At 62.7% G+C, this 26,106-nt stretch carries 20 protein-coding genes and 1 tRNA gene; 19 read left to right on the top strand and 2 right to left on the bottom strand.

What is annotated here, in order from left to right:
• Positions 1-31: 31 nt before the first annotated feature.
• Both JG739_RS13270 and JG739_RS13275 read left to right on the top strand, forming a co-directional pair.
• Positions 32-1,519, top strand: coding sequence for a WD40 repeat domain-containing protein (locus JG739_RS13270; RefSeq protein ID WP_202366836.1), 1,488 nt, complete (start codon positions 32-34; stop codon positions 1,517-1,519).
• 392 nt (positions 1,520-1,911) lie between these two features.
• Positions 1,912-3,930 (top strand): amidase, encoded by a 2,019-nt coding sequence (locus tag JG739_RS13275; protein WP_202366837.1) that lies wholly within the window; start codon positions 1,912-1,914, stop codon positions 3,928-3,930.
• 50 nt (positions 3,931-3,980) lie between these two features.
• Here the strand turns inward: JG739_RS13275 and JG739_RS13280 are convergent, their stop codons facing one another.
• Positions 3,981-4,310, bottom strand: a complete 330-nt coding sequence (locus JG739_RS13280; protein ID WP_202366838.1) for a hypothetical protein — start codon at positions 4,308-4,310, stop codon at positions 3,981-3,983.
• A 179-nt stretch (positions 4,311-4,489) separates the two neighbouring features.
• Between JG739_RS13280 and JG739_RS13285 the strand changes: the two genes are divergently transcribed.
• The 17 genes from JG739_RS13285 to JG739_RS13365 all read left to right on the top strand — a co-directional run bounded on the left by JG739_RS13285 (position 4,490) and on the right by JG739_RS13365 (position 24,561).
• Complete coding sequence (locus JG739_RS13285; RefSeq protein WP_202366839.1) at positions 4,490-6,112, top strand: ABC-F family ATP-binding cassette domain-containing protein; 1,623 nt, start codon at positions 4,490-4,492, stop codon at positions 6,110-6,112.
• A gap of 377 nt (positions 6,113-6,489) precedes the next feature.
• The gene (locus JG739_RS13290; RefSeq protein WP_202366840.1) at positions 6,490-7,794 is read left to right on the top strand and encodes a mechanosensitive ion channel family protein; all 1,305 of its coding nucleotides are present in this window, start codon (positions 6,490-6,492) and stop codon (positions 7,792-7,794) included.
• Between the two features lie 331 nt (positions 7,795-8,125).
• A complete protein-coding gene (locus tag JG739_RS13295) occupies positions 8,126-9,241 on the top strand; it encodes a KamA family radical SAM protein (RefSeq protein ID WP_202366841.1) in 1,116 nt (371 codons plus the stop codon).
• 161 nt (positions 9,242-9,402) lie between these two features.
• A complete protein-coding gene (locus JG739_RS13300; RefSeq protein WP_202366842.1) occupies positions 9,403-10,146 on the top strand; it encodes a BA14K family protein in 744 nt (247 codons plus the stop codon).
• A 124-nt stretch (positions 10,147-10,270) separates the two neighbouring features.
• Positions 10,271-10,600, top strand: coding sequence for a DUF2934 domain-containing protein (locus JG739_RS13305; RefSeq protein WP_202366843.1), 330 nt, complete (start codon positions 10,271-10,273; stop codon positions 10,598-10,600).
• A 3-nt stretch (positions 10,601-10,603) separates the two neighbouring features.
• Positions 10,604-10,753 carry a hypothetical protein gene (locus JG739_RS13310; RefSeq protein ID WP_127204769.1) on the top strand — a complete coding sequence of 50 codons (150 nt, stop codon included), beginning with the start codon at positions 10,604-10,606 and terminating at the stop codon, positions 10,751-10,753.
• 165 nt (positions 10,754-10,918) lie between these two features.
• On the top strand, positions 10,919-12,691 hold the full coding sequence (locus JG739_RS13315) for an adenylate/guanylate cyclase domain-containing protein (RefSeq protein ID WP_202366844.1): 1,773 nt from the start codon (positions 10,919-10,921) through the stop codon (positions 12,689-12,691).
• A gap of 741 nt (positions 12,692-13,432) precedes the next feature.
• On the top strand, positions 13,433-15,889 hold the full coding sequence (locus JG739_RS13320; protein WP_202366845.1) for a hypothetical protein: 2,457 nt from the start codon (positions 13,433-13,435) through the stop codon (positions 15,887-15,889).
• A 47-nt stretch (positions 15,890-15,936) separates the two neighbouring features.
• Positions 15,937-16,128 (top strand): hypothetical protein, encoded by a 192-nt coding sequence (locus tag JG739_RS13325; protein ID WP_202366846.1) that lies wholly within the window; start codon positions 15,937-15,939, stop codon positions 16,126-16,128.
• 459 nt (positions 16,129-16,587) lie between these two features.
• Complete coding sequence (locus JG739_RS13330; protein ID WP_202366847.1) at positions 16,588-17,433, top strand: hypothetical protein; 846 nt, start codon at positions 16,588-16,590, stop codon at positions 17,431-17,433.
• A gap of 540 nt (positions 17,434-17,973) precedes the next feature.
• Positions 17,974-18,402 (top strand): YybH family protein, encoded by a 429-nt coding sequence (locus tag JG739_RS13335; RefSeq protein WP_202366848.1) that lies wholly within the window; start codon positions 17,974-17,976, stop codon positions 18,400-18,402.
• A 598-nt stretch (positions 18,403-19,000) separates the two neighbouring features.
• A complete protein-coding gene (locus JG739_RS13340) occupies positions 19,001-19,657 on the top strand; it encodes an ABC transporter ATP-binding protein (RefSeq protein ID WP_202366849.1) in 657 nt (218 codons plus the stop codon).
• Entirely contained in the window at positions 19,657-22,065 is a 2,409-nt protein-coding gene (locus tag JG739_RS13345) for an ABC transporter permease (RefSeq protein WP_202367453.1), read from the top strand. The genes JG739_RS13340 and JG739_RS13345 overlap by 1 nt, the downstream gene beginning before the upstream one ends.
• On the top strand, positions 22,055-23,110 hold the full coding sequence (locus JG739_RS13350; protein WP_202366850.1) for a lipocalin-like domain-containing protein: 1,056 nt from the start codon (positions 22,055-22,057) through the stop codon (positions 23,108-23,110). The genes JG739_RS13345 and JG739_RS13350 overlap by 11 nt, the downstream gene beginning before the upstream one ends.
• A gap of 215 nt (positions 23,111-23,325) precedes the next feature.
• Positions 23,326-23,733, top strand: coding sequence for a hypothetical protein (locus tag JG739_RS13355; protein ID WP_202366851.1), 408 nt, complete (start codon positions 23,326-23,328; stop codon positions 23,731-23,733).
• Between the two features lie 485 nt (positions 23,734-24,218).
• Positions 24,219-24,292, top strand: a tRNA-Arg gene (locus JG739_RS13360).
• 80 nt (positions 24,293-24,372) lie between these two features.
• Positions 24,373-24,561, top strand: coding sequence for a hypothetical protein (locus JG739_RS13365; RefSeq protein WP_202366852.1), 189 nt, complete (start codon positions 24,373-24,375; stop codon positions 24,559-24,561).
• Between the two features lie 24 nt (positions 24,562-24,585).
• Here the strand turns inward: JG739_RS13365 and JG739_RS13370 are convergent, their stop codons facing one another.
• Positions 24,586-25,728, bottom strand: a complete 1,143-nt coding sequence (locus tag JG739_RS13370) for an MFS transporter (protein ID WP_244749945.1) — start codon at positions 25,726-25,728, stop codon at positions 24,586-24,588.
• Positions 25,729-26,106: the final 378 nt, after the last annotated feature.

A 26,106-nucleotide genomic window follows, 5' to 3' on the forward strand; every position in this document is an offset into this window, starting at 1 on the left:
GGCAAAGCGAACAGCGACCCGGGGGGAGCCGATGAACAGGTTTGTCGACAGGGTGCTGGCAATGCTGCTGCTGGCGATCGGCATGCTCTGCTTCACACGCGTGTATTTCGCGCTGGGGGGCGCCGGCGAAGGCTTCGCGTCGGTGCGCATGGCTTTCTTCGGGATAGCGGGCGTTGTCTCAGCCCTTGCAGCGCTGCTGTTCTGGGCCGGCCTGTTGCCGGGCCGCTCGACGCACGATCCGAAGACTCCTCTGTTCGGCAGGGGCGCCGAAACGCAACCCGGCGGACGACCACGCCTGCGGCGGCTCTTTGCCGTCGTTCCGTTCCTCGCCGTGCTCGCTCTGGTGGCCGACCAACTCGGCCCCTGGTCGCGGCAGCCACAGGACGCCGGCAAAGGCCTGATCGCCGAGCAACCGGCGCCGAGCGCGCCGCAAGGCCAAGACGTCTCCAGCGCACCGGCCCCGGAACCGGAAGCGATACAGCCGCCGGCGCCTGCTTCGCCATCCGAGGTCGCGCTCCCCCCGCCTGTCTCACCGCCGGAGCCTGCTCCAGCTCCGGCTGCGCCACCGCAGACCGTCGCGCCGCTGCCGCAGGTTCCGCCATCGCAGCCGACGCAGCCCGATGGCCACCGCGAGCCTGTCGTCTGGCTGGCGGTGGCGCCCGACGGGCACTCGATCCTGAGCGCCAGCACCGACCGCACGATCAAGCTCTGGGATATCGAAGGCAAGCGCCTGATCCGCACCCTCGGCATCCACAAGGACATGGCGCGGACAGCGCTTTTCCTGCCCGATGGGGCGCGGGCGCTGACGGCGGGCGACGATGGCGAGATCGTGCTGCGCCAGCTCGCCGATGGCGCGGTGCTGCACGTCTTCTCTTCAGGCCAGAACGGCGGCGTCAACAAGCTGGCGATCAGCCCCGACGGCAAACGTGCGGTCAGCGGGCACGACACCGGCAGGGTCATCGTCTGGGATATCGAGAAAGGCTCGGTGCTGCGTGTGATGCCGGGGCACGACTGGTCGATCAGCGGGGTCGCCGTCTCACCCGACGGCACACGCGCGATCAGCGGCAGTATCGAGGGCACGCTAAAACTATGGGACATCGCCACCGGCAAGCAGCTGCGCAGCTGGCACGGGCATGAGCGCGGCCCCTATGGGATCGTGTTCATGGCCGACGGGCGCCATCTGATCACCGGCAGCGGTGATTATACGATCAAGCTCTGGGATCTCGACACCTTCAAGGAAGTGCGCCGCCTCGAGGGCCATTCGGGCACGGTCTATGTGCTGGCGCTGTCGGCCGACGGCAAGCGGCTGCTCTCCGGCTCGCTCGACGGAACGGCACGGCTGTGGGACTTGGAAACCGGCAACGAGACCGCGCTGTTCGACAGCCGCTCCGGTCCGGTCTACGCCGTGGCGTTCGCCGCCGACGGCACAGTGCTCACCGGCGGCTACGACCGCACCATCCGCGACTGGCCGGCGGCAGGCGGGGACGGGGTGGTGCTTTTCGCCGGAGCGCCGGAGTGATGATGACGTTACGGAAAAGAACGCCATCGCCGACGCTGCCAATCTCGCCCCTCGTGGGGGAGATGTCCGGCAGGACAGAGGGGGGCGCCGTAGAGCGCCAACCTTGCTCTAACTCGTTCTCAACGAGGAACCAGTCAGCTGGGGTAACTATGAATGGTTGACAGGCCGGCGGGACAGCGCCCCCCTCTGTCCTGCCGGACATCTCCCCCACAAGGGGGGAGATTGGCGGTTTTGGCCTTACCGTCCATCCTTCAGCGTTCGAGATTGGCGAAAACAGGAGTGACATCCAATCTCCCCCTGGGAGATCGGCTGCCACATCCGCCTTCGCAAAACCCCTTTACGGCATCGGTTTTCGAGGCCAATACCGCTTCGACCAAGCGTTGGAACCGAACATGACGACCAATCTCCACATCGTCGAAGCATCGATCACAGAGCTGCGGCAGGCACTGGAGGCCGGCATCGTCACCAGCGTCGAGCTGGTCGGCGCCTGTCTGCGCCGGATTGCGCATTACGACCGCCATGGCCTCGCCCTCAACGCCGTGCCCGTGCTCAATCCGAAAATGTTCGAGGAGGCGGCCGCGTCCGACTGGCGCCGCCGGAGTGGTGCGACGCTCGGGCCGCTGGACGGCATCCCCTATACCGCCAAGGACAGCTACAAGGTATCGGGCTTGAGGGTGGCCGCCGGCTCGCCGGCGTTCGAGCATCTCGTCGCCAACGAGGACGCCTTCACCATCGGGCGGCTGCGGGCCGGCGGCGCGGTGCTGATCGGGCTGACCAACATGCCGCCGATGGCCAATGGCGGCATGCAGCGCGGCGTCTACGGAAGGGCGGAAAGCCCCTACAATGCCGATTACCTGACCGCCGCTTTTGCGTCGGGCTCGTCGAATGGTTCCGGCACCGCGACCGCCGCCAGCTTCGCCGCCTTCGGGCTCGGCGAGGAGACATGGTCGTCGGGCCGGGCGCCGGCGTCGAACAACGCGCTGGTCGCCTACACGCCGTCGCGCGGCGTCATTTCGGTGCGCGGCAACTGGCCGCTGGTGCCGACGATGGACGTGGTGGTGCCGCACACGCGCAGCGTGCCCGACATGCTCGAACTGCTCGACGTGATCGTCGCCGACGACCCGGACACCACCGGCGATTTCTGGCGCGCGCAGCCCTGGGTGGCGCTGCCAAAAAGCTCGGACGTACGGCCGTCGCGCTACACCGGCCTCAGGCTGGAGGGGGCGCTGCGAGGCATGCGGCTTGGCGTGCCCCGCATGTATATCGGCCGCGATACGGAGGCTGATGTGCCGATCCAGACCCGCGCCTCGGTGCTGGAGCTGTGGCAGCAGGCGGCAGCGGATCTGCGGCGGCTCGGTGCTGATGTGGTCGAGGTCGATTTTCCCGTCGTCTCCAACTACGAGCGCGACCGGCCGGGCACAAAAAACATGGTCGATCGCGGGCTGATTCCCAAAGGATTCGCCGAGCGCGAGATCTGGGACCTGTGCGTCTTCGCCTGGGACGATTTCCTGCGCGCCAATGCCGACCCTGCCATCCCCGATCTCGCGTCGGTCGACGGCGCAAAGATCTTTCCGCAGCCGCCGGGCACGCTGCCGGACCGTTATGAGGACAGTTTTGATGTGGCGGGATATGTCGAGCGGGCCAAGCGCGGCGTCACCCCATTCCTGGCCATTCCCGAGCTGGAGGCCGGCTTAAAAGGCCTGGAGGCGACGCGGCGCATCGATTTCGAGGATTGGCTCGACGCGCAACGGCTCGACGCAGTGGTGTTTCCCGCGGTCGCCGATGTCGGGCCGGCCGATGCGGATGTCGACGAGGCGTCCGCGGCACTTGCCTGGCGCAACGGCACCTGGGTCGCCAATGGCAATCTGGTGCCGCGCCATCTCGGCATTCCGACCGTCACCGTGCCGATGGGCACGATGGCCGATATCGGCATGCCGGTCGGCCTGACCTTCGCCGGCAAGGCTTATGCGGATACGAAGCTGCTGCGGCTGGCCGGCGACTTCGAGCGTTCTGGCCAGCGCCGCAGCCGCCCGCCGCGCACGCCGGAACTTCCCGACGATGTTTTTTTCGCCCGGCCTGCCGCAGACCAGCCCGGCGAGGCGCCGCCGCTGACCGTCACGCTTGCCGCCGAGACGCGCCGTGCGGGAGACCATGACGAGATAAGCATCATGCTCGATGTCGATGGCGAGGCCGGAACCGAAACCCATGTGAAGGTGCATGTCAATGGTGAGCCGGTCACCATGCAGCGGATCGGCGCGCGCTTGACCGGGCGTGCGGTCGTGCCGGCCAAAGAGCACCACAGGAGCCACAGCGTCTGGCGCGGCTCCTACGGCTCGATCGTCAGCACTGTCGTGCGTCTTGAAGACGGACGCGCCGCCGGCGCCTACATGGTGACCGGCGGGATCGGGTGACCATTGCGTGTGCTACGGCGCGCCGTCTGCAAACAGCCTTTCAATTCGCGTCACTTCGGCTTGCAGGGGTCGGCCTTGGCCGCTGCTGTCATCTCGCCCTCCTGCTGCGCCTCGACATCCTGCTGCGAGGTGGCAAGGTTTTTATCGCCACCGGCTTCCTTCTCGGCAAGCGGCATGGTGTTGCCGGTCTTGTTGGCCGGGCCGCCCTCTACCCTGTTACCAGTATTCGCTTCGGTTTCGAGGGGCGCGCGCGTTGCGTCTTTTGCGACGCCTGATTGAGCTTCGATCGATGCGGTCGTCTCATGGCAGGTGGCGCTTGCCGTGCCGGCCGTCAGCCCGATCATAGAGGTGGCGAGCAAAATAGCGGTTAGGGTCTTCATCTCGTCCTCCTTTCGGTGTTTTGAGGTCATCTTTCTAAACTGCCGGCACTATCTGAGGTTCCGCTAATTCAGTTCGAACTTCGAATGTGGCGTTGTATTCCCATTGCTTTGCGGGCTTCCGCAGGCGCCGCCTATGGCGTATTGGCGCGGGCAAACTCCCTTGGGCGCGCGTGAAAAGCATGATCCGACTGGAAAGCATCAGCAAGCAGAACGGCCGGCAGATCGTCTTCATCGAGGCTTCCGCCTCCCTGCAGAAGGGCGAGAAAGTCGGGCTGGTCGGCCCCAACGGCGCCGGCAAGACGACGCTGTTTCGCATGATCAACGGCGAAGAGCAGCCCGACGAGGGCCAGGTCTCAGTCGATCGCGGCGTCACCATCGGCTATTTCAGCCAGGATGTCGGCGACATGGCGGGTCGCAGCGCGGTTGCCGAAGTGATGGACGGCGCCGGGCCGGTGAGCGAAGTGGCGGCCGAGATGGGCGCGCTCGAAGCGGCCATGGGCGATCCCGATCGCGCCGACGAGATGGACGCGATCATCGCCCGCTATGGCGATCTGCAGGCGCGGTTCGAGGAGCTCGACGGCTATGCGCTGGATGGACGCGCCCGCGAGGTGCTGGACGGCCTCGGCTTCAGCCAGGAGATGATGGACGGCGACGTCGGAAAACTTTCCGGCGGCTGGAAGATGCGCGTGGCGCTGGCCCGCATCCTGCTGATGCGGCCCGACGCCATGCTGCTTGACGAGCCGAGCAACCATCTCGACCTGGAAAGCCTGATCTGGCTGGAACAGTTCCTGAAGAACTTTGACGGCGCGCTGCTGATGACCTCGCACGACCGCGAGTTCATGAACCGCATCGTCGACAAGGTGGTGGAGATCGATGGCGGCTCGCTGACCGCTTACTCCGGCAACTATGAATTCTACCAGCAGCAGCGTGCTATCGCCGACCGGCAGCAGCAGGCGCAGTTCGAGCGCCAGCAGGCGATGCTGGCCAAGGAGATCGCCTTCATCGAGCGCTTCAAGGCGCGGGCGTCACATGCCGCCCAGGTGCAGAGCCGGGTGAAGAAGCTGGAGAAGATCGACCGCGTCGAGCCGCCCAAGCGCCGCCAAAAAGTGTCGTTCGACTTCCAGCCGGCGCCGCGCTGCGGCGAGGACGTGGTGACGCTGAAGAACGTCCACAAGGGCTATGGCAGCCGCTCGATCTACGAGGGGCTGGATTTCCAGGTGCGCCGCCGCGAGCGCTGGTGCGTTATGGGCATCAACGGCGCCGGCAAGTCGACGCTGCTGAAGCTGGTCGCCGGCGCGTCCGAGCCGGACAATGGCACGGTGGCGCGCGGGCCCAGCGTCACGATGGGCTATTTCGCCCAGCATGCCATGGAAGTGCTGGAGGGCGAACGCAGCGTGTTCCAGACGCTGGAGGGCGCCTTTCCGCAGGCAGGCCAGGCGCCGCTGCGCGCGCTGGCCGGCTGCTTCGGCTTTTCCGGCGACGAGATCGAGAAGAAATGCCGGGTGCTGTCGGGCGGCGAGAAGGCGCGGCTGGTGATGGCGCTGATGCTGTTCGACCCGCCCAATTTGCTGGTGCTGGACGAGCCGACCAACCACCTCGACATCGCCACCAAGGAGATGCTGATCACGGCACTTTCGCAGTATGAGGGCACCATGCTGTTCGTCTCGCACGATCGGCATTTTCTCGCGGCACTGTCGAACCGGGTGCTGGAACTGACGCCCGAGGGCGTCCACACCTATGGCGGGGGCTATACGGAGTATGTCGAGCGAACGGGGCAGGAGGCGCCTGGATTGCGGAGCTGAGCTGCCGCGAGAAAGGCCGAGCGGCCCGGCGTCGTTGGCCTGAGGGGGGCGGGACTGGCGCCGAGCCTAACCGGTTGGGGGGTAGATCACCGGCCACCTGAATACATACGCTAAATCTAATTTAAGTGCAAGCTAATGTAACAGTGATTCAATGTTGCGCGTTGGCGATTTTCAGCGGTTGTTTCCAATCAGTTGATGTTTCTGGCGGCCGCTTCCTGGCCGCGCGCGTCGCTCCTATAGTGGCGGCTATACCTGATTGTTGAGCGCACCGGCCAAGAGGCGCCGGTGGCGCGGGGCTGAAGCGCAGAGCGCCGGCTTGACCGTTCACCAGGCCGGCGACATTGTGCTGGTCGCCAGTCCATAACGGTCGTGTGGGAATGGATTTTCGCAACGCCATCGATGAATCGCTGGCTTGGGCCAGCCGATGGTTCGACTACGCCGTCACGCCGTGGTTTTTCTATCAGGCTGCAATCATCGTCACGCTCTTCCTGGTCGCCAAGCTCGCGGCGCAGCGCATCGAACCGCTCGTGGAGAACCGGGCACGCCAGATTAAGGGGCATCCCGGACTGTTGAGGGTCGTCGTTGCCCTGTTGCGGCGCACCGACTGGATCCTGTTCACGGTCTTCCTGCTTGCCGCGCTCGTTCTCATGCGCGCCGTCACCTGGCCAAGCCGGAGCCATTTCATCTATATCGCGCTCTCGCTATCGCTTGCGTGGCTGTTTGCGTCGGTGCTGTCGCGCATCATCCGCAATCGCTTTGTCGCGCGGGCTCTCGGCTGGCTGACCTGGATCTATGCGGCCCTCGTCATCCTGGGCATCGATGACGACACCGCGGCGTTCCTGGACGGCCTCGCAATACCTTTGGGCGCGGTGCGCCTTTCGGCGCTCATGGTGCTGAAAGCGGCGCTGCTGCTGATCGCCACGGTTTGGCTTGCGGTCGTCGTCGGCAAGTATATCGACGAGCGCGTCCGCATCTCCGAAGAGCTGACGCCGTCGATCCGCGTCCTCGTCGGCAAGGTCGCAAAGGTCGGCCTCGTGCTGGTGGCGGGTGTTATCGCCCTGTCTTCCGTCGGTCTCGACCTGACCGCTTTGACGATATTCTCCGGCGCCGTCGGCGTCGGCCTGGCTTTCGGTCTGCAGAAGGTGGTTTCGAATTTCGTCTCCGGCATGATCATCCTGCTCGACAAGTCGATCAAGCCGGGCGACACCATTTCGCTCGAAGGCACTTTCGGCTGGGTACGCGAATTGCGGGCGCGATTTGTCTCGGTGGTGACGCGCGACGGCCGCGAGTACCTGATCCCGAACGAAGACTTCATCACCCAAAGGGTCATCAACTGGTCGTTCAGCGACAACCTCGTGCGGCTCGACGTGAATTTCGGCGTCTCTTACGACGCCGACCCGCATAAGGTCAGTGAACTGGCGATAGCGGCCGCCATGAGCGTCGGCCGGGTCGAAGCCGACCGGCGGCCGGTCTGCTGGCTCACCGACTTCGGCGAGTCCTCGCTCAATTTCGTCCTGCGCTTCTGGATCCACGACCCTCAGCAAGGCCTGACCAACGTGCGCGGCAGGGTGCTGCTGGCGCTGTGGGACACTTTTAGGGAAAACGGCATCGACATCCCCTATCCGCATCGCGAGATCATCATGAAGCCGGATGGGCGGGCTGAGAAATCAGGCGGGCGTTGATCGGTTTCAAACGAACCTACGTCGTGGGCTTCCCCTCTCCGTCTCGGCTTCGCCGAGCCACCTCTCCCCACTTTGTGGGGCGAGGAACCCAGGTTCTGCAAGGCGGCGCCTATTCCACATCACCACCTCCACCATGAAGAAGATTGCCTATGGCGAGTGGCAGCCCTCGAAGGCCTGGGTTCCTCGCCCCCGCGGAGCGGGGGAGAGGTGGCTCGGCGAAGCCGAGACGGAGAGGGGGTCTTTCGCGAGCACAGCCTTCTCGTGCGCGTCCGGCAAGGGTTCGCACCTCGGCTCCAATGCTGTATCCAACCCTGAAATCAAGGAGCCTGCGATGACTCACCTCGACTCCCCCGACGCCGGCATGGCGGCCGATGACGACACCACGTGGCAAGGCGATGTTCGCGCCGGCGTGCGGCAGGTGCGCGATCTGGATTCCCTGCCGCTGTCGCCGGCCGAGCGCGCGGCGGCTCAAGCTGCGGCCACGCGCCACAAGGTTCGCATCCCAAAAGCCTATCTCGATCTGATCGACTGGAGCGATCCCGCCGATCCGATCCGGCTTCAGGTCATCCCGTCGCCCGAAGAACTGGCCGAGCAGGAAGGCGAGCTCGACGATCCGATCGCCGATCACGCCTTCAGCCCGGTGCCGCGATTGACGCATCGCCATGCCGACCGGGTTCTCCTGTTTGCCACCTACCAGTGCGCGGTCTATTGCCGGTTCTGCTTTCGCAAGGAGTCGCTGAGCTCGATCGGCCGCGGTTTTTCGCGCGAGGCGCTGGAGCCGGCCTTCGCCTATATCGAGACCCACCCCGAAATCCGCGAGGTGATCCTGACTGGCGGCGATCCGCTGTCGCTGCCGGACAAGGCGCTGGCGGAAATCCGCGCCCGCCTCGAGGCGGTTGCGCATGTGCGGCTCTTGCGCATCCACACGCGCGTGCCCGTCGCATTGCCCTCGCGCGTCACGTCAGGGCTGGTTCGCTCGCTGCAGGGCCGGCTGATGGTTACGGTCGTCACCCATTTCAATCACGCGCGGGAGATCACGCCGGCCACCGAACAAGCCTGCCGCGCGTTGCGGCAGGGCGGCTTCGTGCTGCTCAACCAGAGCGTCCTGCTGAAAGGCGTCAACGACACGGTCGAGGTGCTGGAGGAACTGTGCCGCGAGCTGATGTACCGCCTCGGCGTCAAACCCTATTACCTGCACCACGGCGACCTCGCCCGCGGCACGGCGCATCGGCGCACTACGATTGCCGAGGGACGGGCGCTGGTCAGCGCCTTGCGGGCGCGCCTGTCGGGCATCTGCAACCCCGTCTACGTGCTGGACCTGCCGGACGGCGGCGGCAAAGTACCGCTCGGCCCGTGCCATGTCGAGGCGCAGGACGGCAAGACGTGGCGGATTCGCGGGCAGGACGGTGAGATGAGGGCGTATACGGAGGTGGCTGGAGACCTTTGAAAGCCTGGTTCCTCGCCCCGCAAAGCGGGGAGAGGTGGCTCGGCGCAGCCGAGACGGAGAGGGGGCTTCCTTTGCGCACGGAAGTTCATGCTGCCGCGCCTCCTTGGAACCGGATCGAATGCCTCGCATTTTAACAGAGGACGGGGCAAAAGGAGCGCAAGGTGAAAGCTTTATCGGCGGTACTTGGCGGCTTCGTGCTGACGCTGACGGTTTTCGCCAGCGGATTGGCCTTCGCCTTCTGGATTCTCTCTGCCGAGCCGGTGCGGCCGGTCGCCCCGACTTCCAGCGTTGCTGAACTGTGGCCGAGGGAGCCGCGGAAGGTGAACCCCGCTTCGCAGCAGTTTGAGCGCCTTCCCGCCCGCGAGATCCCAAAGGTCCCAGTGGTCCCAGAGGTCCCAGCGGTTGCAGAGGTCCCGACTGATCAGGCCCCATTTGATCAGGCCCCAGTTGATCAGGCCCCAGCTGATCGCACGGCGAAATCTGGCGATGCCGCAGCTTCGGCGCCCGATACCACCGCTACCGCCTCCATCAAGCCGACACCGCCGGCAACCGACGAGCAGCAGGCGATGCCCGCCGCCCATGTGGAATGGTGCGCAAGCCGCTACCGCTCCTACAGGCCAAGCGACGACCACTACACATCCTACAGCGGAGAGCAGCGTCCCTGCATCTCGCCCTATCTCGATGCCGGTGCGGCCGACCGCGCCACCCAGCCTGCCGACGATGGCGCCAGCTATGTCGAGGCGACCGACATGTCGCCAATGGATGACGTTCCGTTGGATGAAAGCGGCGGCGCCTGGCTTCCACCCGACCACGTGGAATATTGCTTCAGCCGCTACCGCTCCTATCGGCCGGAAGACAACAGCTACCAGCCCTATTCCGGCGGCCCGCGCCGGCAGTGCCATTAGGCGAGGGCAGGGCGGGCTGGCGGCCGCAGTGGATGGCGCCTGTGCGACTCCCCAACGATCACGCAGATTTCTTGGATCGTTCGGGTTGGCGCGGCGTTCATCCGATACAAAAGGAGGAATCAACATGGGCGACGACCGGGAAGACAGGATTCGTGAGCGCGCATACCAGATCTGGGAACGCGAAGGCGGGATCCATGGCGATCCCGAGCGGCACTGGTACCGGGCCGAGGCCGAGATCGACAGGGAGGCAGCCCTGCCGCTGACGGCAGGCGATGCCCTGCCGGAAACCCGCGAGATCGCGAGCTCCGACGTCCTGACGGTGGAGGCCTTGGCGGTGCGCACCGGCATATCGGGCGAACAGGCGCAGGAACTGATCGACAGGCTGGGCAACGACCGGGCGGCGATCGAACAAGCCGCGCGCAACCTGAAGGGGAAGCAGCGGCTCGGGGAGTGACAGATGATCAGAAAGCTCAAAGACGGAAAATACCGCCTCTATTCGCGCAAGAAGGACGAAAAGACCGGCAAGCGCCGCAATCTCGGGACGTTTGACAGCCGCGAGGCTGCGGAGAAGCACGAACGCGAGGTGCAGTATTTCAAGAGGCATTGAGGGGTGTCGATGGCCGTCCCTTGCCAGGCAGCCGCGCCGGAAGCCGCCTTACTTCGGCGTAGGGTGTAGAATTCTAGCGAGCGCAGGATACCGCTTTGATGGGGACAGCGAACTTTCATGTTTCCCTGCCTCTTCGTGTTATTGTGGATACGAGGAGATTGTCCCGTGAGCGAGAGCCGCAAGCTAGCCGCGATCCTTGCCGCTGATGTGGTCGGGTACAGCCGGCTGGCGAGCGCGGATGAAGATCGTACTTTGGCCCGGTTGCGGGCACTTCGCAGCGACCTGATTGACCCGACCATCGCCGTTTACAACGGTCGAATGGTCAAGCGCACAGGCGATGGTGCGTTGGTCGAATTCCGCAGTGTGGTAGATGCCGTGCGCTGCGCCATAGAAGTGCAGAATGGCATGGTCGAGCGCAACGCCGGCGTGCCCGAGGACCGCCGCATCGAGTTTCGGATTGGGATACATTTGGGCGACGTGGTCGAAGAAAGCGACGGCGACCTGATGGGCGACGGCGTCAACATCGCCTCGCGTCTGGAGGGCGTCGCTGCCCCGGGCACCATCTGCCTGTCCGAAGATGCCTATCGGCAAGTCAAGACGAGACTAGACGTTTCGGTCAGTGATCTCGGCGACACCCAGCTCAAGAACATTGCCGAGCCGATCCGGGTTTATTCGCTCCGAGTCGGCACCGCGGCTCACGCAAAGGCGCCTGTGACCCCCGAACTTTCGGAAGCTCTGCTTTCGAAAGCGGCACCGTCTCAGTTATCGATCGCCGTGCTGCCCTTCGCCAACATGAGCGGTGATACCGAGCAGGAATATTTCGCCGACGGAATCTCCGAAGACATCATCACAGCTCTCTCAAAGCTGTCGCAGCTGTTTGTGATCGCTCGCAATTCGTCCTTCACTTTCAAGGGCAGGAACGTGAACGTTCAGGAGGTGGGCCGGAACCTCGGCGTGCGTTACGTGCTGGAGGGCAGCGTCCGCAAATCCGGCAACAGGGTACGTATCACCGCGCAGCTTATTGACGCGACCACGGGCGGACATCTGTGGGCGGAGCGCTTCGATCGCAACCTGACCGATATCTTTGCCGTACAGGACGACGTTACGCAGCAAATTGTCGACGCGCTGGCGCTCAACCTGCCAAAGGGCGACCAGCAGCGGCTCGCGACCGAGCAAACCGGCAACCTGGACGCGTATGACTGCTTTCTTCATGGCCGAGAGCAGCTATGGCGGTTCACGAAAACGGAAAACATCAAGGGCCGGGAGCTGTTGCAGCGCGCCGTCGAATTCGACCCGAAATTCGCTCCCGCCTACGCGTTCCTCGCGTTCGCAAATATACTGGACTATGCAAACCAGTGGAGCTCGTCGTGGTCGAACGCAATGGCACAAGCGGAAATGTTCGCGGCACGGGCAGTGGCGCTCGACGATCGATATCCTTACGCACATTGGGCGCTGGGCATCGTCGAATTGTATTCGCGACGGCATGAGGCGGCCATCTGCTCGGCGAAACGCTTGATCGCTCTTGCGCCAAATCTTGCCGAGGGACACGAAAATCTCGGTTACGCACTTTATTATTCCGGCAAGCCTGAGGACGCACTCCGGTGTTTCGACAGGGCGATGGCCTTGAACCCGTATTATCCGGACGTGTACCTTCACTTCCAGGCGCAAGCGATGTTCCAGTTGCGCAGGTACGAAGAGGCAATTGGGATCCTGAGGCGGCGACTTGTCCGTAACCCTTCCACCGACGTCTCACGCGTGCTCCTGGCGGCGAGCTACGGCCATCTGGGTCGGTTCGAAGAAGCCCGTCGCGAGTGGCAGGAAGTGTTTCGCGTCAACCCCCAATATTCTCTGGAACATCGCCGCAAAGTGTTGCCCTACAAGGATCCCAACGATTTCGAGCTGATCGTGGATGGCCTTCGCAAAGCCGGCCTCGTATGAGCACCTGACCGGGCGAGGTCTGGTATTCCTCCTGCAGCCACTGCTTCGAAGGAACAGCACGACCGCTGTGCGGCGCCTTGATGACTGGAGCGGGGCCGGGAGAAGACCGGCAGCTTGGGCTGCGAATATTCAAGAGCGGACATCCAGGTTGACGTGGTATCGTCGTGACCTTCACCAAGGACGAAGCCGCTCGGGCGCCATTGCCGCGCGAGCGGCTTCGTCCTTGGACCCCGTCGCGGCGGCGGGCCAGCAGCTCGAAATTGCCCGGCTCGTCATTGCCGTGGGTTCTTAAGTCGCTTTCGCACACGCTCACACTGGTGAAGCGAAACTCTTCAGCGAACTTTTTGGGGCCGTGCCAGGGAAGGGCACTGTCATCGTTGTCGCGCCAGTAATGCCAGAGCCGAACTCGGGGCCCGGGATGACGACTTCGAAAATGCCCCTATCGCATGATGTGCTCTGGAAAAGAAACCTCCCGCCGGACAAAATCGACATGATCGGCCCTCTCCGTCAGGCTGAACCCCGAAGCGGTTCGTACCGCGCGGCCGGAAGAGTATCATCGGCCACAGGTTCGGGCGGACTGCGGCGCACAGCTTCGGAGGCGCGCCCAGTCATTTGAAAGCGGCCGGTTTCAGCCCGCAGGCGCTCTCGCGATCGAGAGACGGCTCCCCTTTCACGGGTGTCCCTGCTAGAATGCCCAACTGCTGAAGGTCGATACTCACAACAGCATGAGGGGGAGCGCACATGACCCAGCCTGCCTTCACAATCTGTCTAGGGAACGGCATCTATCTCGATAGCGACGGGAACGTGCTTCAGAGCCCGCTCCCCGACATCCCGGCCTATTCTCCGCCGTTCAGGCTTCCGATCGATCCGGCGAAAGCCCGGGATGCGGTCAAGAGCGTCCAAAAGGCGCTCAAGGACATCAACAAGGATCCAGAAGTCCTCGCGAAATTTCTAGAGTTTGGGTTCGACACCAAGATTCTGGACATTCTTTCGGGCGTCGCGAAAATCGCCGGCATGGTCGCTCCAGTGCTCGCAGCCGTGGCCATCGCCTACGACGTCCTGAAAGTGCTCGGCGTCTTCAAGGAAGGCCCGTCGGCCTTGGAACTTCTCGTGAAGCAGCGGTTCGAGGAACTCGAGAACAATGTCGATTCCATCAAGATCATGATCGAGACCCATCGCCTGGGCGATGCCAGGAACGGAGTCCAGAAGCTTCTCGATTTTGCGAAGGACTTCACGTTGAAGGTCAGGGGTGAGCAGGCGTCCCTTCAAGAGCTTCAGGGCGATCAAAAGACACTGAAGGACACCATCATCGAGAACGACAATTTCAACAAGCTGATGTCCCAGCACACCTACGTCGCCAACTTCGATCGGGACGATCACACGCGGGTCTGGTGGTGGATGCAGGACCTCATCCACACCATGCCGCACGGACCAGGCGCGGCGCCGTGGCGGGTCCCGTTGCCCGACAATATCGCATTCGACCATCGTCTGATGGTGCCCTTGGCGTGCTTCGCGGCGGAGGCCTACATCACCGTCTTGCGGGCGATCGAGCCGGAGTACCGGAGCACCGGCTTCGCTCGCGAAGAGCTCAGGACGTTATCCAGGCATCTTGACGATCTGGCGCAGAAGATGCGCAGCGACTGCCTGGGTCGCACGTATTATCGCCGCGAGCATTTTGCGTTTCCATCCGTCTACCTCACAGATTATGAAGTCGACACGTTCCTGGGCCAGTTTCCCAAGGTGTCGAAAAAATGCAGCCGCTTCCCGGTGGGCGCCCTCGACCTTCGCTATCACGACAATGCGTTCTTCGGTCCATTCCTCGACAGCCTCTTCATCGCTGATGTCCGAGGAGAAGCGCATCCTACGAAGCATGGCGGGATGGAGTTCCGGTGGGTTCCGCCAGCGAATCTTGTCCCAGGCCCGTTCGACGGCACTTGGACGATCACGAACCCCGATGAGTGCGCAAAGGCCGCGAACGAGGCTGCCGAGAAGGACTATGCCGATCTCGTCTCTATGAGCGGTTACACGGAGCTGGTGAGGCTGGCGGCATTGTTCAGGAACGAGGCCATGGAGCCCAGCCAAAGTCAGACGGTGCACGCCTGGAATCCGACGCTCCTGCGTCAGGCTGAGTCGCAGATCACGGTAACCGTGCAGAGCGACAACATTCCGATGACTGGCGTCATCACGTCGCAGGCCGCCCGCGAGCCGCAGAAATGCCTCGCGCTGGTACACGTCAGAACACAGCCGCCGAGCCGGCTGTATCAGCCTTCCTACAAGATCAAGCTCCGCACCTTGCACGCTATCAGTTCGGGACGCTGGGACGACCGCGGCTACGCCAGCTTCCGCTGGCCGCAATATGAGGACGAGAGTCCAGACGACGACTTCCTCAAACTCGTCTTCCAGCAGACAACCGCAGCGCTTGACGAAGAATTGCTGTTCGAAGGCAACAGCCCCGAGGACCTTATCCGGAAGTCACCCAGCGTAGTGGAGCTTAAGGCGCATACGTTCGATTGGTGGATCCCGCTCAAACCTGCGTTCGGCGTCTGGGACGATCTTCGCAAGGTCAAGGCCGAACTCGCTGCACTGGGCTGGATGGGCGATGACGAGAGCTGGAACGCGACAGCCGGCGGCCCAGCCGTATTGCCACTCGCTGGCTTCCAATCTTCTGACCTGTTCGACGAGGTCGCTCCCCACCTCGCGTGGGAGCCCGGCCGGAAGGATTGGGAGGGACAGCGTCGCGAACCAAAGGAGGAAATGGTCGAGGTCGAGTATAGCGCCTCGTGGGAAGAGGATTCCCTGCGAGTGTCGCTTCGCAACAAGCCCTCCAATCGGAACTACGTCGTCTACCTCGTCGTCGAGGAGAAGCTCGTTAGCGGCACCGTCATCCACACGGCCGCCCCGGTTCACATGAACGGCCAACTGACTTTCGTGCCGCAGAGCTTCTTCGATCGCGAGCAGGAAGCTCGCCAGAAGTTTTTCGGAAAGGTTGCCGAGTTCAACCAGCGGTTCAGCGAAAGCGCAGAGCCTGGGCCGATCAATCCGATTCTGACCGCAATCCGGCCTGGAGACGTGTTGAGGACCGACACGGTCGTTCGCGTCTCGGCCTTGATGAAGGAACATCAGCCTGAGCTGTTCAATCAGCTGCTTCGGGAGCCCGCGCAACAGGACGACGCAGCTGAAGTCAAAGCCGCGACCTAAATCCGAGAGTCACCGAACCGCCGACCAACGTGCCTGACTGAGCGATCATGGCGAGTGAAGTCACCATGATGAGCCGCGATGGGAATTGGAAGATCGTCGTAGAAGCTGGGATGAACACCTTTCTCTTCTATTCCATCACCGGCGCATTTTTGTCTCCAAGAAGCGCCGCCGCTCGAAGTAGCGACGAATGGGCCGTCCAACGCGCTCGCTCATTACGCTGGAAAGCGTCGGTTAATTGAACAATAATCCCATCACCGGCCGCACTCCGTGGCGCGTCCGGCCTTGCCGAAAGCTCAGTGACCAATGCCATCTGTTACATCACTCAGAGGGACGTCATCATGCAATCGCTTAAAGCCGTTCTCATCGTATCGTCAATAATCCTGGTTCCGCAGTCGTCTTTGGCGCAATCGTGTCGCTGGGACGGGACGGCGCCTTGGTGCGCCGGCGCATGTGGCGGGGGGGAAACCGAAGTATTTCGCGCATCTGATCTCCCACCACACTGGAAAGATGCTTTTCCAGGAATACAGAACACAAACTTTGGTGAGCCGTGCGCCCTTGGTACGAAGACGCTGTGTTGTCCTGCATCAGGGGGCTCAGAATGCCGCTGGGACGGCACGGCGCCGTTCTGCGACGGTGAGTGCCGCCCCGGCGAGGTTGCAGCGGCACCGCCGCCGGGCATCCCAAGCGGAAATTCGTGCGTGACGGGTAGCAAGAAATGGTGCTGTCGTGCTGCCACCACGGGCTCGGCAAGGCAAGCACTCACCACAAACCCGAAACTGTCATTATTCGCGGCAATTTGGGACAAGTCTGAAGGAGTGGCCTGGCAGGCCCGCCACGGTCTGAATGCGGCGCAATATCAGCAGACCTTTAATGAGCTAACGACTCAGGGTTACCGTCCAGTCGACGTGAGCGGCTACAGCGTTGGCGGCCTGGCAACCTACGCAGCCATCTTTGAAAAACGCTCTGCTCCTGAATTTGTCGCGTTTCACGGGTTGTCGGGCGCACGCTACCAAGAAGAATTTGATCGCCTTACAGGCGCCGGTTTCAAGCCGGTTCACGTTGATGGGTACACTGTCGGCGGGCAGGTTCAATACGCCGCGATTTTTGAAAAGTCCCGCTCTGAAGGCTGGGCTGCTCGACACAACATCGACGCCGCGACATATCAGAGCGAGTTTGACCGCTGGACGAACCAAGGATACCGGCTTGTTACGGTCAGCGGGTACAACGTCAACGGACAGGATCGCTACGCTGCAATCTGGGAAAAGCGGCCCTCGCTCCCTTGGGTCGCCCGTCATGGTTTGACCACAGCGCAATATCAGCAACAATTTAACGAATTGGCTGCCCAAGGCTATCGCGTCGTTAAGGTCAGTGGCTGGCGTGCCGGCAATGAGCCTCGTTTCGCAGCGATCTGGGAGAAAACCGACGGGCCGGCCTGGCAAGCGCGGCACCAGATGCTAGCCGATGGGTACCAGGAGGAGTTCGATCGATTATTGAGAGACGGCTATCGACTGCGCGATGTCAGCGGTTATCACATGTATGATTGAAGGGGTTCAGTCCCGGAGGTTCGGGGCCAAATTCACGGAGATCAGAATCGGCGGGAGGCCGTTTGAAGTTTCCAGTAGGCGCGGAAATCCAGGCGCGAACACACACGCGCGGCATAGGCATATGCGACGATGCGGTGCAGGACAATGGAAGGTTGCCACTTGCCTCTGGACCCTACATCTCCACGCCGGGTGGCCACGACGGGCGCGTCGAGCAAGGATTTCGAGCTGATCGTGGATGGCCTTCGCAAAGCCGGCCTCGTGAGCACCTGACCGGGCGAGGTCTGGTATTCCTCCTGCAACCACTGCTTCGAAGGAACAGCACGACCGCTGTGCGGCATCTTTGCTGGTCGGGCTCTTAGTCGTATTGGCACTCGTGGTGGGCCACTAGAGCCCCCGATGATGCGATGTCCGGCAGATGAGGGGCTCATCACTCTTGATACCACGATGCAACAGCAGCCAGGGCCGGCCATATTTATTATGATGTCGATGTCGGATTGATCGCCCCGGCCTCGTCTTTCCAGAAAATGAAGGAGCAACGACATGTCTGAAAAGGAAGTCTTGGCTGTCATCCGGGGCCAGGAAGACGCAATTGCCAGGAGGGACGCCCGCGCCAACGTCGATGCCATGGACCCGGATGTCGTGGTTTTCGATCTGCCGCCGCCGCTTGCCTATCGAGGCGAACAGGCACGCGACATCGAAGGGATAAATGCTTGGTTTGCAACTTGGCGCAACGGCGTCACCGTTCACATGGCTGACCCGCGGCTCATGATCAATGGCGATCTTGCAGTGGCCTTCGGGCTGTCGCGCATGACTGGCATTAAGACCGACGGCACAAAGGTTGACTCCTGGAGCCGGCGAACCATCGTGCTAAGGCGCATCGCCGGTTCTTGGAAAATCATCCACGAACATGCCAGCTTCCCTATGGCAATGGACGGAAGTGGGCGCGCTGTGACGGATCTCTTGCCGTAGTTCCGGAACGTCCTCAACAGGGACGTCGGCTTTCACGCGGCGAGGGTTCCCAGGTGAACGATCGATTTGGCGGGCGGATCTGACCCATCGACGCTGCCCCTGCCCGCCGTCAGCACCTGGCCAATGATCACCTCGTCCAACTCCTTGGGTCGACGCCTGCCCGAGCGAGCGCCTCGCAGTGGAGCTTAGCCAAGAGGGGCCAGGTGACCTCGTGGCAGAACGGCCGTTTCATATTGCGGCCCTGGTGGGAACGTTGCGAGGTCGTCTTCCACTGGCCGGGCGGTACTTCACCCGTTCCTTTTCTTCGTGCTGGCGGCGCCCTGGCAGCCGGCGCTGCCTTCTTCTCTTCAGTGCCGCAACCCTCGGCCTTCGTCAGCGTCAGCTTGATCGTGCCGCCCGCCTAGCTGAGAACCGCTCTACTTCGTAATTGTACATCGAATTCCGAGTGGAGGTCGCGTTAGATGCAAAACGCGAGCCCTCTGAAAAAACCATTGTCCAATTAAGGCAGTGGGTTTGGAGGCTGTATGAAAGAGGTCGCTGTTCGGCACGATTTCACCGGCATGCCGTGGTAGATGCACGCGGACCTTCGGGAGTTAACATGCTGCTGAGGCTGCACCAGATCGACAAGTCCTATCCCACGGCTGAGGGGCCGTTGCAGGTGCTGCACGGGATCGATCTGTCGCTGGAAGCGGGCAAGAGCCTTGCGCTTACCGGCGAGTCTGGCAGTGGCAAGAGCACGCTCCTGCATCTCGTTGCAGGGCTCGACAGTCCTGATGCGGGAGAAATCCACCTTGGCGGTAAGAATATCGTGGGGCTGAACGATACAGCCCTTGCCGCCCTGCGGCGAGGAACAGTTGGAGTTGTGTTCCAACAGTTCAACCTGATCCCCTCGCTTGATGTGGCGGCCAACCTTGCCTTTCAGGCTCGACTTGCCGGCCACCCTGATCCGGCATGGCTGAAAGTTCTTGCCGCACGGCTGGGCCTGGCCGAGGTCCTGACGCGCTACCCTGAACAACTGTCGGCCGGGCAGCAACAGCGGGTGGCAATAGGCCGGACCTTGGCCGCCCGGCCCCGGCTGGTTTTGGCCGATGAACCCACGGGCAATCTCGATGAGGCAACAGGGGACGCTGTACTCGATCTTATGCTGTCGCTGGTGGCTGAAACGGGTGCCGCCCTGTTAATGGTTACCCATTCCAACCGTCTGGCAAACCGGCTGAACGCCCACGTTCACCTGCACGCGGGACGGCTGGCTTGATGGTGTGGACCGGGTTGTCAGCGCTCTTGTCGCATTGGCGCAGGCGTCCTGTCCAACTGGCGATGCTGCTTTTGGGGCTTTCGCTGGCAACGGCGCTGTGGTCAGCGATTCAGGCGATCAACGGTGAGGCGCGGGCGAGCTATGACCGTGCAGCGGCGATCCTTGGGCAGGACCGGCTCGCGCAACTGGTGCGTGAGGACGGGGCTCGGATGGATCAACAGGTGTTTGTGAGATTACGGCGAGCAGGCTGGCTGGCTTCGCCGGTAATTGAAGGTGAAATGCGGTTGGGGGATGTGCGGTTGCGCGTCCTCGGCATTGACCCACTGACTTTGCCGCCGCAGGCGCAGCAGGTGGATGTTGCGGTGGGTGATGAGCTATTGCCGTTCATCACGGCGCCCGGGGTGCTCTATGCAGCTCCGGAAACCGCGGCACGACTAACCGAGCAAGCAACACCTCCCGTGCGCGTGGCCGAGGGTTTGCCGCCTGGCACAGTCCTCACCGACATCGGGCAGGCGCAGGTCTTGCTTGGGGCAAAGGACAAGATCTCTCGTCTTTTGCTCTGGCCGGACCAACCGATTGGCCGTGCCCCTCTAGAGGTGACAGCCCCCGGCCTGACCCTGCGCGAGCCGAGTGAAGCGGGGGATCTTGCCAGGCTGACCGACAGTTTTCACCTGAACCTGACGGCTTTCGGTTTTCTTGCCTTTGCGGTGGGGCTCTTCATCGTGCATTCCGCCATCGGTCTGGCTTTTGAACAGCGCCGCCCGGTGTTTCGCACGCTGCGCGCACTGGGCTTGCCGGCCCGCGTGCTGGTCCTTTTGCTGATCGCCGAGCTGCTGACCTTCGCCCTCCTTGCGGGGCTGGTGGGCGTGGCACTTGGCTATGTAGTCGCCTCGGCCCTCTTGCCCGATGTCGCCGCCACCCTGCGCGGGCTTTACGGGGCCGATGTGCCGGGAACGCTGTCGATCCGCCCCGCAGTGTGGGCAGCGGGGCTGGCCATCGCGGTAATCGGCACGCTGGTGGCGGCCGCACAAAGCCTCTGGCGGCTATGGCACCTGCCATTGCTTGCGCCGGGCCAGCCTCGGGCCTGGGCGCGGGCTTCGGAGCGGGCACTGCGCGCGCAGGGCGTGGCTGCGATAGTGCTCGTGTTGACGGCGGCGGGAATTGCACACTTCGGATCCAGCCTCGAGGCGGGCTTTGCGCTTCTGGCGGCATTGCTGTTGGGGGCGGCACTGGCGCTGCCGCTCGTGCTGACGGGGATATTGCACCTTGGCGGCCGCTTGGCGCGTGGACCATTGGCTGAATGGTTTTGGGCCGACACGCGTCAACAGCTTCCCGGCCTGTCATTGGCGCTAATGGCACTGCTGCTTGCGCTGGCCGTCAATGTGGGCGTCAGCACGATGGTGTCGAGCTTTCGGCTGACCTTCACCGGCTGGCTCGATCAGCGTCTCGCCTCAGAGCTTTACGTGACCGCCCGCACCGAAGCAGAGGCCACGGCGATACGCGACTGGCTGGCCCAGCGCAGCGACGCGGTCCTGCCGATCTGGAGCATTGAGGGCCGGGTCGCAGGCCAGCCCGCGGCAATATACGGCGTGGCCGATCATGCCACCTATCGCGACAACTGGCCGATCCTCTCTGCAGTGCCGGAGGTGTGGGACCGGATCGCCACAGGCGAGGGCGCACTGATCAACGAACAGCTGTCGCGGCGCCAAGGGTTGGGTCTGGGGGACCAGATCACGCTGCCCGGTGGCTGGCGGGCCAGCATCGTCGGCGTCTATTCCGACTATGGCAATCCTATGGGCCAGGTGATCATTGGGATCGACACTCTGGCCGCGCGCTATCCGGAGGTCTCCCGCCTGCGCTATGCCATTCGGATTGCCCCCGGCAAGGTCGAAGCACTGGCTGCGGCTTTGCGGGCGGAATTCGGGCTGCCCGCGCAGAACGTGATTGACCAGGCCGGGATCAAGGTCTTTTCGCTCAAAGTGTTTGAGCGCACATTCAGAGTGACAGCCGCGCTGAATGTGCTGACGCTGGGAGTCGCGGGGCTGGCGATGTTTGCGAGCCTCATGACCCTGTCGGGGATGCGCCTACCGCAACTGGCGCCGGTCTGGGCCATGGGTCTGCCCCGCCGCCACCTCGTATGGCTGGAGCTTTGGCGCGGCTTGTTGTTGGCAGCCTTGACCATGCTGGCCGCTCTGCCTGTAGGTATCGGGCTCGCCTTTGTTCTGCTGGCGGTGGTGAATGTGGAGGCTTTTGGCTGGCGCCTGCCGATGCACCTTTTTCCCGGTGACTGGGCGAGGCTGGGGATGCTCGCGCTGCTGGCGGCCGGATTCGCGGTGGCCGTGCCTGCCTGGCGCCTGGCGCGTTTTTCACCATCGGATTTGCTGAAGGTATTTGCGAATGAGCGTTAGAGCATTGCTGATCTATATGTGCTTTGCCGCACCTGCCTTTGGCCAAGGTTTTGCTGGACTTGGCACAGAGGCTGACGGGTTTTCAGCGCCGCAGCCGGGGACTGCATTCAACTTTCCGGCAGACCATGGCCCGCACCCCGGTTACCGGATCGAATGGTGGTATTTGACCGCCAACCTGCAAGCTGCGGATGGAACGGACTATGGCGTGCAATGGACTCTTTTCCGATCCGCCCTGGCCCCGGTGGAGCGGTCCGGCTGGTCCAGTCCGCAGCTTTGGATGGGCCATGCCGGGCTGACGACGCGAACGCACCAATTCGTGGCCGAACGGCTGGCACGGGGCGGCATCGGCCAGGCGGGGGTTTCGGCTGCGCCCTTTGCGGCCTGGATTGACAACTGGCAGATGGCAGGCCGGGCCCTGCCAGAGGCGGATGCGCTGTCGGCGCTTGATCTGCGTGCGGCGGGACAGGCGTTTTCCTACGAACTGGCGCTGGACGCCAAAGGCCCTCTGGTGCCGCAGGGAGTGCAGGGCTATTCGGTGAAATCCGAGAAGGGGCAGGCGAGCTATTACTACTCGCAACCATTCTACCACGTGACCGGTACACTGACCCTTCCGGCGGGCGTGATTGCGGTGTCCGGTCAGGCGTGGTTGGACCACGAATGGTCCTCGCAGCCACTGGCTGAGGATCAAACTGGGTGGGACTGGTTCTCGCTGCATTTCGACAGCGGCGAAAAGATGATGGGCTTTCGCCTGCGCGACGGAGGGGCGGGCTTTACATCGGCCACATGGATCAAGGCCGACGGCAGGCCGCAGCCGCAGGCCCCCGGCGCGCTAAGAGTGACGCCGCTCGAAACGGCGGCAGTCGCGGGACGCAGCGTGCCGATCCGCTGGAGGGTGCAATTGCCGGGAAAAGGGGTAGATGTGACCACGCGGGCGCTGAACCCGCAAGCCTGGATGGACACGCGCTTTCCCTATTGGGAAGGCCCGATCCGATTTGAGGGCACCCATGCCGGGCGCGGCTATCTCGAGATGACAGGCTATGAGTAACTGGAGGATGATTGCAAGATCGCGACGGTTGGCGAATTGCCGAAAATGCAGGAGGTTGGTTTCCAGCGCCCTTCCCTCTACCAAATTCTGATTAACCCGCTGAATATAATAAATCTTCCCTTCGGTGGTAGCGTCCCCGAACGGAACTGCTGCCCGCGCGTGGGGGAACCCTCAACGCGTATGCATCGTTAAGACGATTGCCAGGGAGAATCGCCATGAATAGCGCGGACCCGACCCACCGAATTCAGCCTGAAGTGCGCGCCGCAATTAGCGCCTTCCTCAACGAGGTCCAAAGAGACCCGAAACCATTTGCTCTTTCGGAAGCCCTAGCAGCAATAAGACAGATCTTTCCTGAAATGGAAATCTCCGACGCCGATCTTGCCGACGCCATCGCGAGTGAAGCTCTATCGGCTGGCGTCGGCATTGAGTTCGACGTGCTTAAGACGCGTAAGGCGCTCGAACGGAGGGCGATCGAGCGATGGGAGAATGAAGGCGGCGCTAGCGGAAGGAAGAAGAACTCAGATCGGGCTCAAAGCGACGCGGCGCAGCGAGCTAAAACCAATGACACCAGTGGCACGAGGCGACGGGCAAACGAATCTAAGGAGCGGCATCGGTTGATCTAGCCAAGTCACTTCCTTAAGCCGCCTCTTTCTTCCGCCGGCGTTCGTTGCGCTTGGTAGCCAAGGGCAGTCGCCGATCAAGAACTCCATCAATGCAATAGCGCTGCTTGTGCGTGAGTGCCGCGTATGGTTTCTTTCAAGCGTATTGGGAGGACATGGAATGGCAAAGCTTTCGGCTCCGTGCCCGATTTGCAGGAAGGCGGCGAAACAATCACAACTGCCGGTCACTATCTGGAGTTCGACTGCTCTGACTGCGGGTACTTCCAGATATGCAGAACATTTCAACGGGTAGCCTCGAAAACAGCCGGTTTCCACGAGGCGGCAATCACTTGAGCGGGCGAGAATAAGGGCGAGATACGGTTTGCTGCCGACCGTCACTACCTACGACCCGCCATAGCGACCGGGTGATCAGAACTGCGCCATCGCCTCCGCCCTCTCTCGGGTTGTTCACGTCGGCCCACCGGAACGCTCGATTCCCAACCCGCCATGCGCTCGTAGCTCAACTGGATAGAGCACCGGACTTCGAATCCGTAGGTTGCAGGTTCGAACCCTGCCGAGCGCGTCATTTTGATTTCCTTTGGTTCCCCGACGGACTATCGAAATGGGGCATTCCGTGGTTTGCTGCCCATCTAGGAGGCGAGCATGATCATTCCCAGCGACGACCAAGAAGCCCAGAGTATCATAGCCGAGATCAAGGCAATCCTTGCCGAACTATCCGCGATCGACGTTCGGACTGACCTCGCCCGGTGGATGGCGTTGGAGCAACGGCACCATGAGCTTGCGGGGAAGCTCTATGAGCGGCGCATCGATCGTCCGTCCCATCCTGGTTAAACACCCCAAACCGGTGCGGCTGCATCACCGCTCCTCCGGCGGCTTGAGGTGCCGAAACTGCATCAGCAGCAGCAGATCGTAAGCGATCTTCAGTGCACCGCAGATGAGGAGGGGCCAAGCCCGGAACGAGGCAGCGAACAGAGCGCCTGCCAGCGCGGGACTGGCTGCGGCGGCCAGGCTGCGCGGGACCGATGTGAAGCTCGCGGCCGCCGCCCGCTCCGCTTCCGTGACAACGGCCATGACGTAAGACGAGCGCGTCGGGACGTCCATCTGCGAAAGCGCAGCGCGGACCAGCAGCAGGGCCAGTGTCAGAGATAGCGTCGGCGCAAGCGCCGCCAGCATCAGGGCGATGCTGGACGGCATATGTGTGAACACCATCGTGTTGATGAGTCCGATGTGCCGAGACAGCCAAGCTGCAACGGGGAATGAGAACGCCGAAAGTAGGCCCGACCAAAAGAAGAAAAAGCCCGCTTCCGAGAGCGACAGGTCGAATTTTTCGAAAAGCCATAGAGCAAGCAGCGACTGGACGACAAAGCCGCCGGCGAAAGCATCAAGGCTAAAAAGTGCCGCAAGCTTGAAAACAATATTGCGCGAGGGCCCGAGCGCGGACGCGGTGCCGGCGTCCGACGTCGGACGACGCCGCGGGATCCGCGCATAAAGGAGGCCCCCGAACAGGCCGAGCAATGCATAGAGCACGAACATCGCCTTGATACCGGTGAGTTGGTCGAGGCCGACTGGAGCCAGAAGATCAGGGGTTGCCGAAGCGAGCGCGCCAACTGCGCCTGCGAGCGCACCCACAAGGCTGTAACGCGCGAACATCTTGGTCCGCGCGGCGTCAGTGACCTCACGTGTGAGCGCGGCATGCTCCAAGGGCACGAAGACGCTGACGCTGCCGGCCGATGGGTTGATTGTGCCTGCGAACGCGATCACCAAAAGCAGCGCGTAATCGTGGACCACAGCAAAGGCCGCACCCGTGGCGACCATCAGACTTGCGGCGGCAAGCAGGAGTTGGCGGTGATCGTACCGGGCGCCAAGGAGTCCGAAACCGATGGTCAAGAGCGCGGAACCGAGAAGCGACGCGGTCGCGATGACGCCGACCTGCAGAGGTGCAAAGCCTAATGCGAGGAGATAGACCGGCAACAGAACGGCCACGAAGCCGTCCCCCATATCGCGCAAGGCTCGAGCCGCAAAAAGGAAAGTCGCCGGGTGGATCCGCTGCACTGATCTAGCCTGCCCTCATCACCTGCGTCGGCACCACGGGCTTGGGGCAGCGTCGATCGACAGGGCTGGGAGATCATGACGGAGTCGCGTTAGACTTTCCAGCGAGGCGAAGGCTATGCAGTTCGGCAAGTGGGTCAGAATTCCCCGTGGTCTTGCTTTGATAATGTCCAGGAAGGGGCGCATTGCCGCCCGCCAGCCTTGGGGCCAAAGCGGACGGGCGGCTTCTAATGTGAGATGTAAGTGAGCAGACATTCAGCTCGGCGCAGGCTCGGTCCTAACTTGACCCGTTAACGACCTTCCTGACATCGCGCTGCAACGTCCGCA

It is taken from the genome of Mesorhizobium sp. L-2-11 (genome assembly GCF_016756595.1).
GTDB lineage: Bacteria > Pseudomonadota > Alphaproteobacteria > Rhizobiales > Rhizobiaceae > Mesorhizobium.

Bases quoted from the DNA above. Each gene is read 5' to 3' on its own strand.
- JG739_RS13270 (WP_202366836.1), top strand. From the start codon at position 32: ATGAACAGGTTTGTCGACAGGGTGCTGGCAATGCTGCTGCTGGCGATC.
- JG739_RS13275 (WP_202366837.1), top strand. From the start codon at position 1,912: ATGACGACCAATCTCCACATCGTCGAAGCATCGATCACAGAGCTGCGG.
- JG739_RS13280 (WP_202366838.1), bottom strand. From the start codon at position 4,310: ATGAAGACCCTAACCGCTATTTTGCTCGCCACCTCTATGATCGGGCTG.
- JG739_RS13285 (WP_202366839.1), top strand. From the start codon at position 4,490: ATGATCCGACTGGAAAGCATCAGCAAGCAGAACGGCCGGCAGATCGTC.
- JG739_RS13290 (WP_202366840.1), top strand. From the start codon at position 6,490: ATGGATTTTCGCAACGCCATCGATGAATCGCTGGCTTGGGCCAGCCGA.
- JG739_RS13295 (WP_202366841.1), top strand. From the start codon at position 8,126: ATGACTCACCTCGACTCCCCCGACGCCGGCATGGCGGCCGATGACGAC.
- JG739_RS13305 (WP_202366843.1), top strand. From the start codon at position 10,271: ATGGGCGACGACCGGGAAGACAGGATTCGTGAGCGCGCATACCAGATC.
- JG739_RS13310 (WP_127204769.1), top strand. From the start codon at position 10,604: ATGATCAGAAAGCTCAAAGACGGAAAATACCGCCTCTATTCGCGCAAG.
- JG739_RS13320 (WP_202366845.1), top strand. From the start codon at position 13,433: ATGACCCAGCCTGCCTTCACAATCTGTCTAGGGAACGGCATCTATCTC.
- JG739_RS13325 (WP_202366846.1), top strand. From the start codon at position 15,937: ATGGCGAGTGAAGTCACCATGATGAGCCGCGATGGGAATTGGAAGATC.
- JG739_RS13335 (WP_202366848.1), top strand. From the start codon at position 17,974: ATGTCTGAAAAGGAAGTCTTGGCTGTCATCCGGGGCCAGGAAGACGCA.
- JG739_RS13340 (WP_202366849.1), top strand. From the start codon at position 19,001: ATGCTGCTGAGGCTGCACCAGATCGACAAGTCCTATCCCACGGCTGAG.
- JG739_RS13345 (WP_202367453.1), top strand. From the start codon at position 19,657: ATGGTGTGGACCGGGTTGTCAGCGCTCTTGTCGCATTGGCGCAGGCGT.
- JG739_RS13350 (WP_202366850.1), top strand. From the start codon at position 22,055: ATGAGCGTTAGAGCATTGCTGATCTATATGTGCTTTGCCGCACCTGCC.
- JG739_RS13355 (WP_202366851.1), top strand. From the start codon at position 23,326: ATGAATAGCGCGGACCCGACCCACCGAATTCAGCCTGAAGTGCGCGCC.
- JG739_RS13365 (WP_202366852.1), top strand. From the start codon at position 24,373: ATGATCATTCCCAGCGACGACCAAGAAGCCCAGAGTATCATAGCCGAG.
- JG739_RS13370 (WP_244749945.1), bottom strand. From the start codon at position 25,728: ATGGGGGACGGCTTCGTGGCCGTTCTGTTGCCGGTCTATCTCCTCGCA.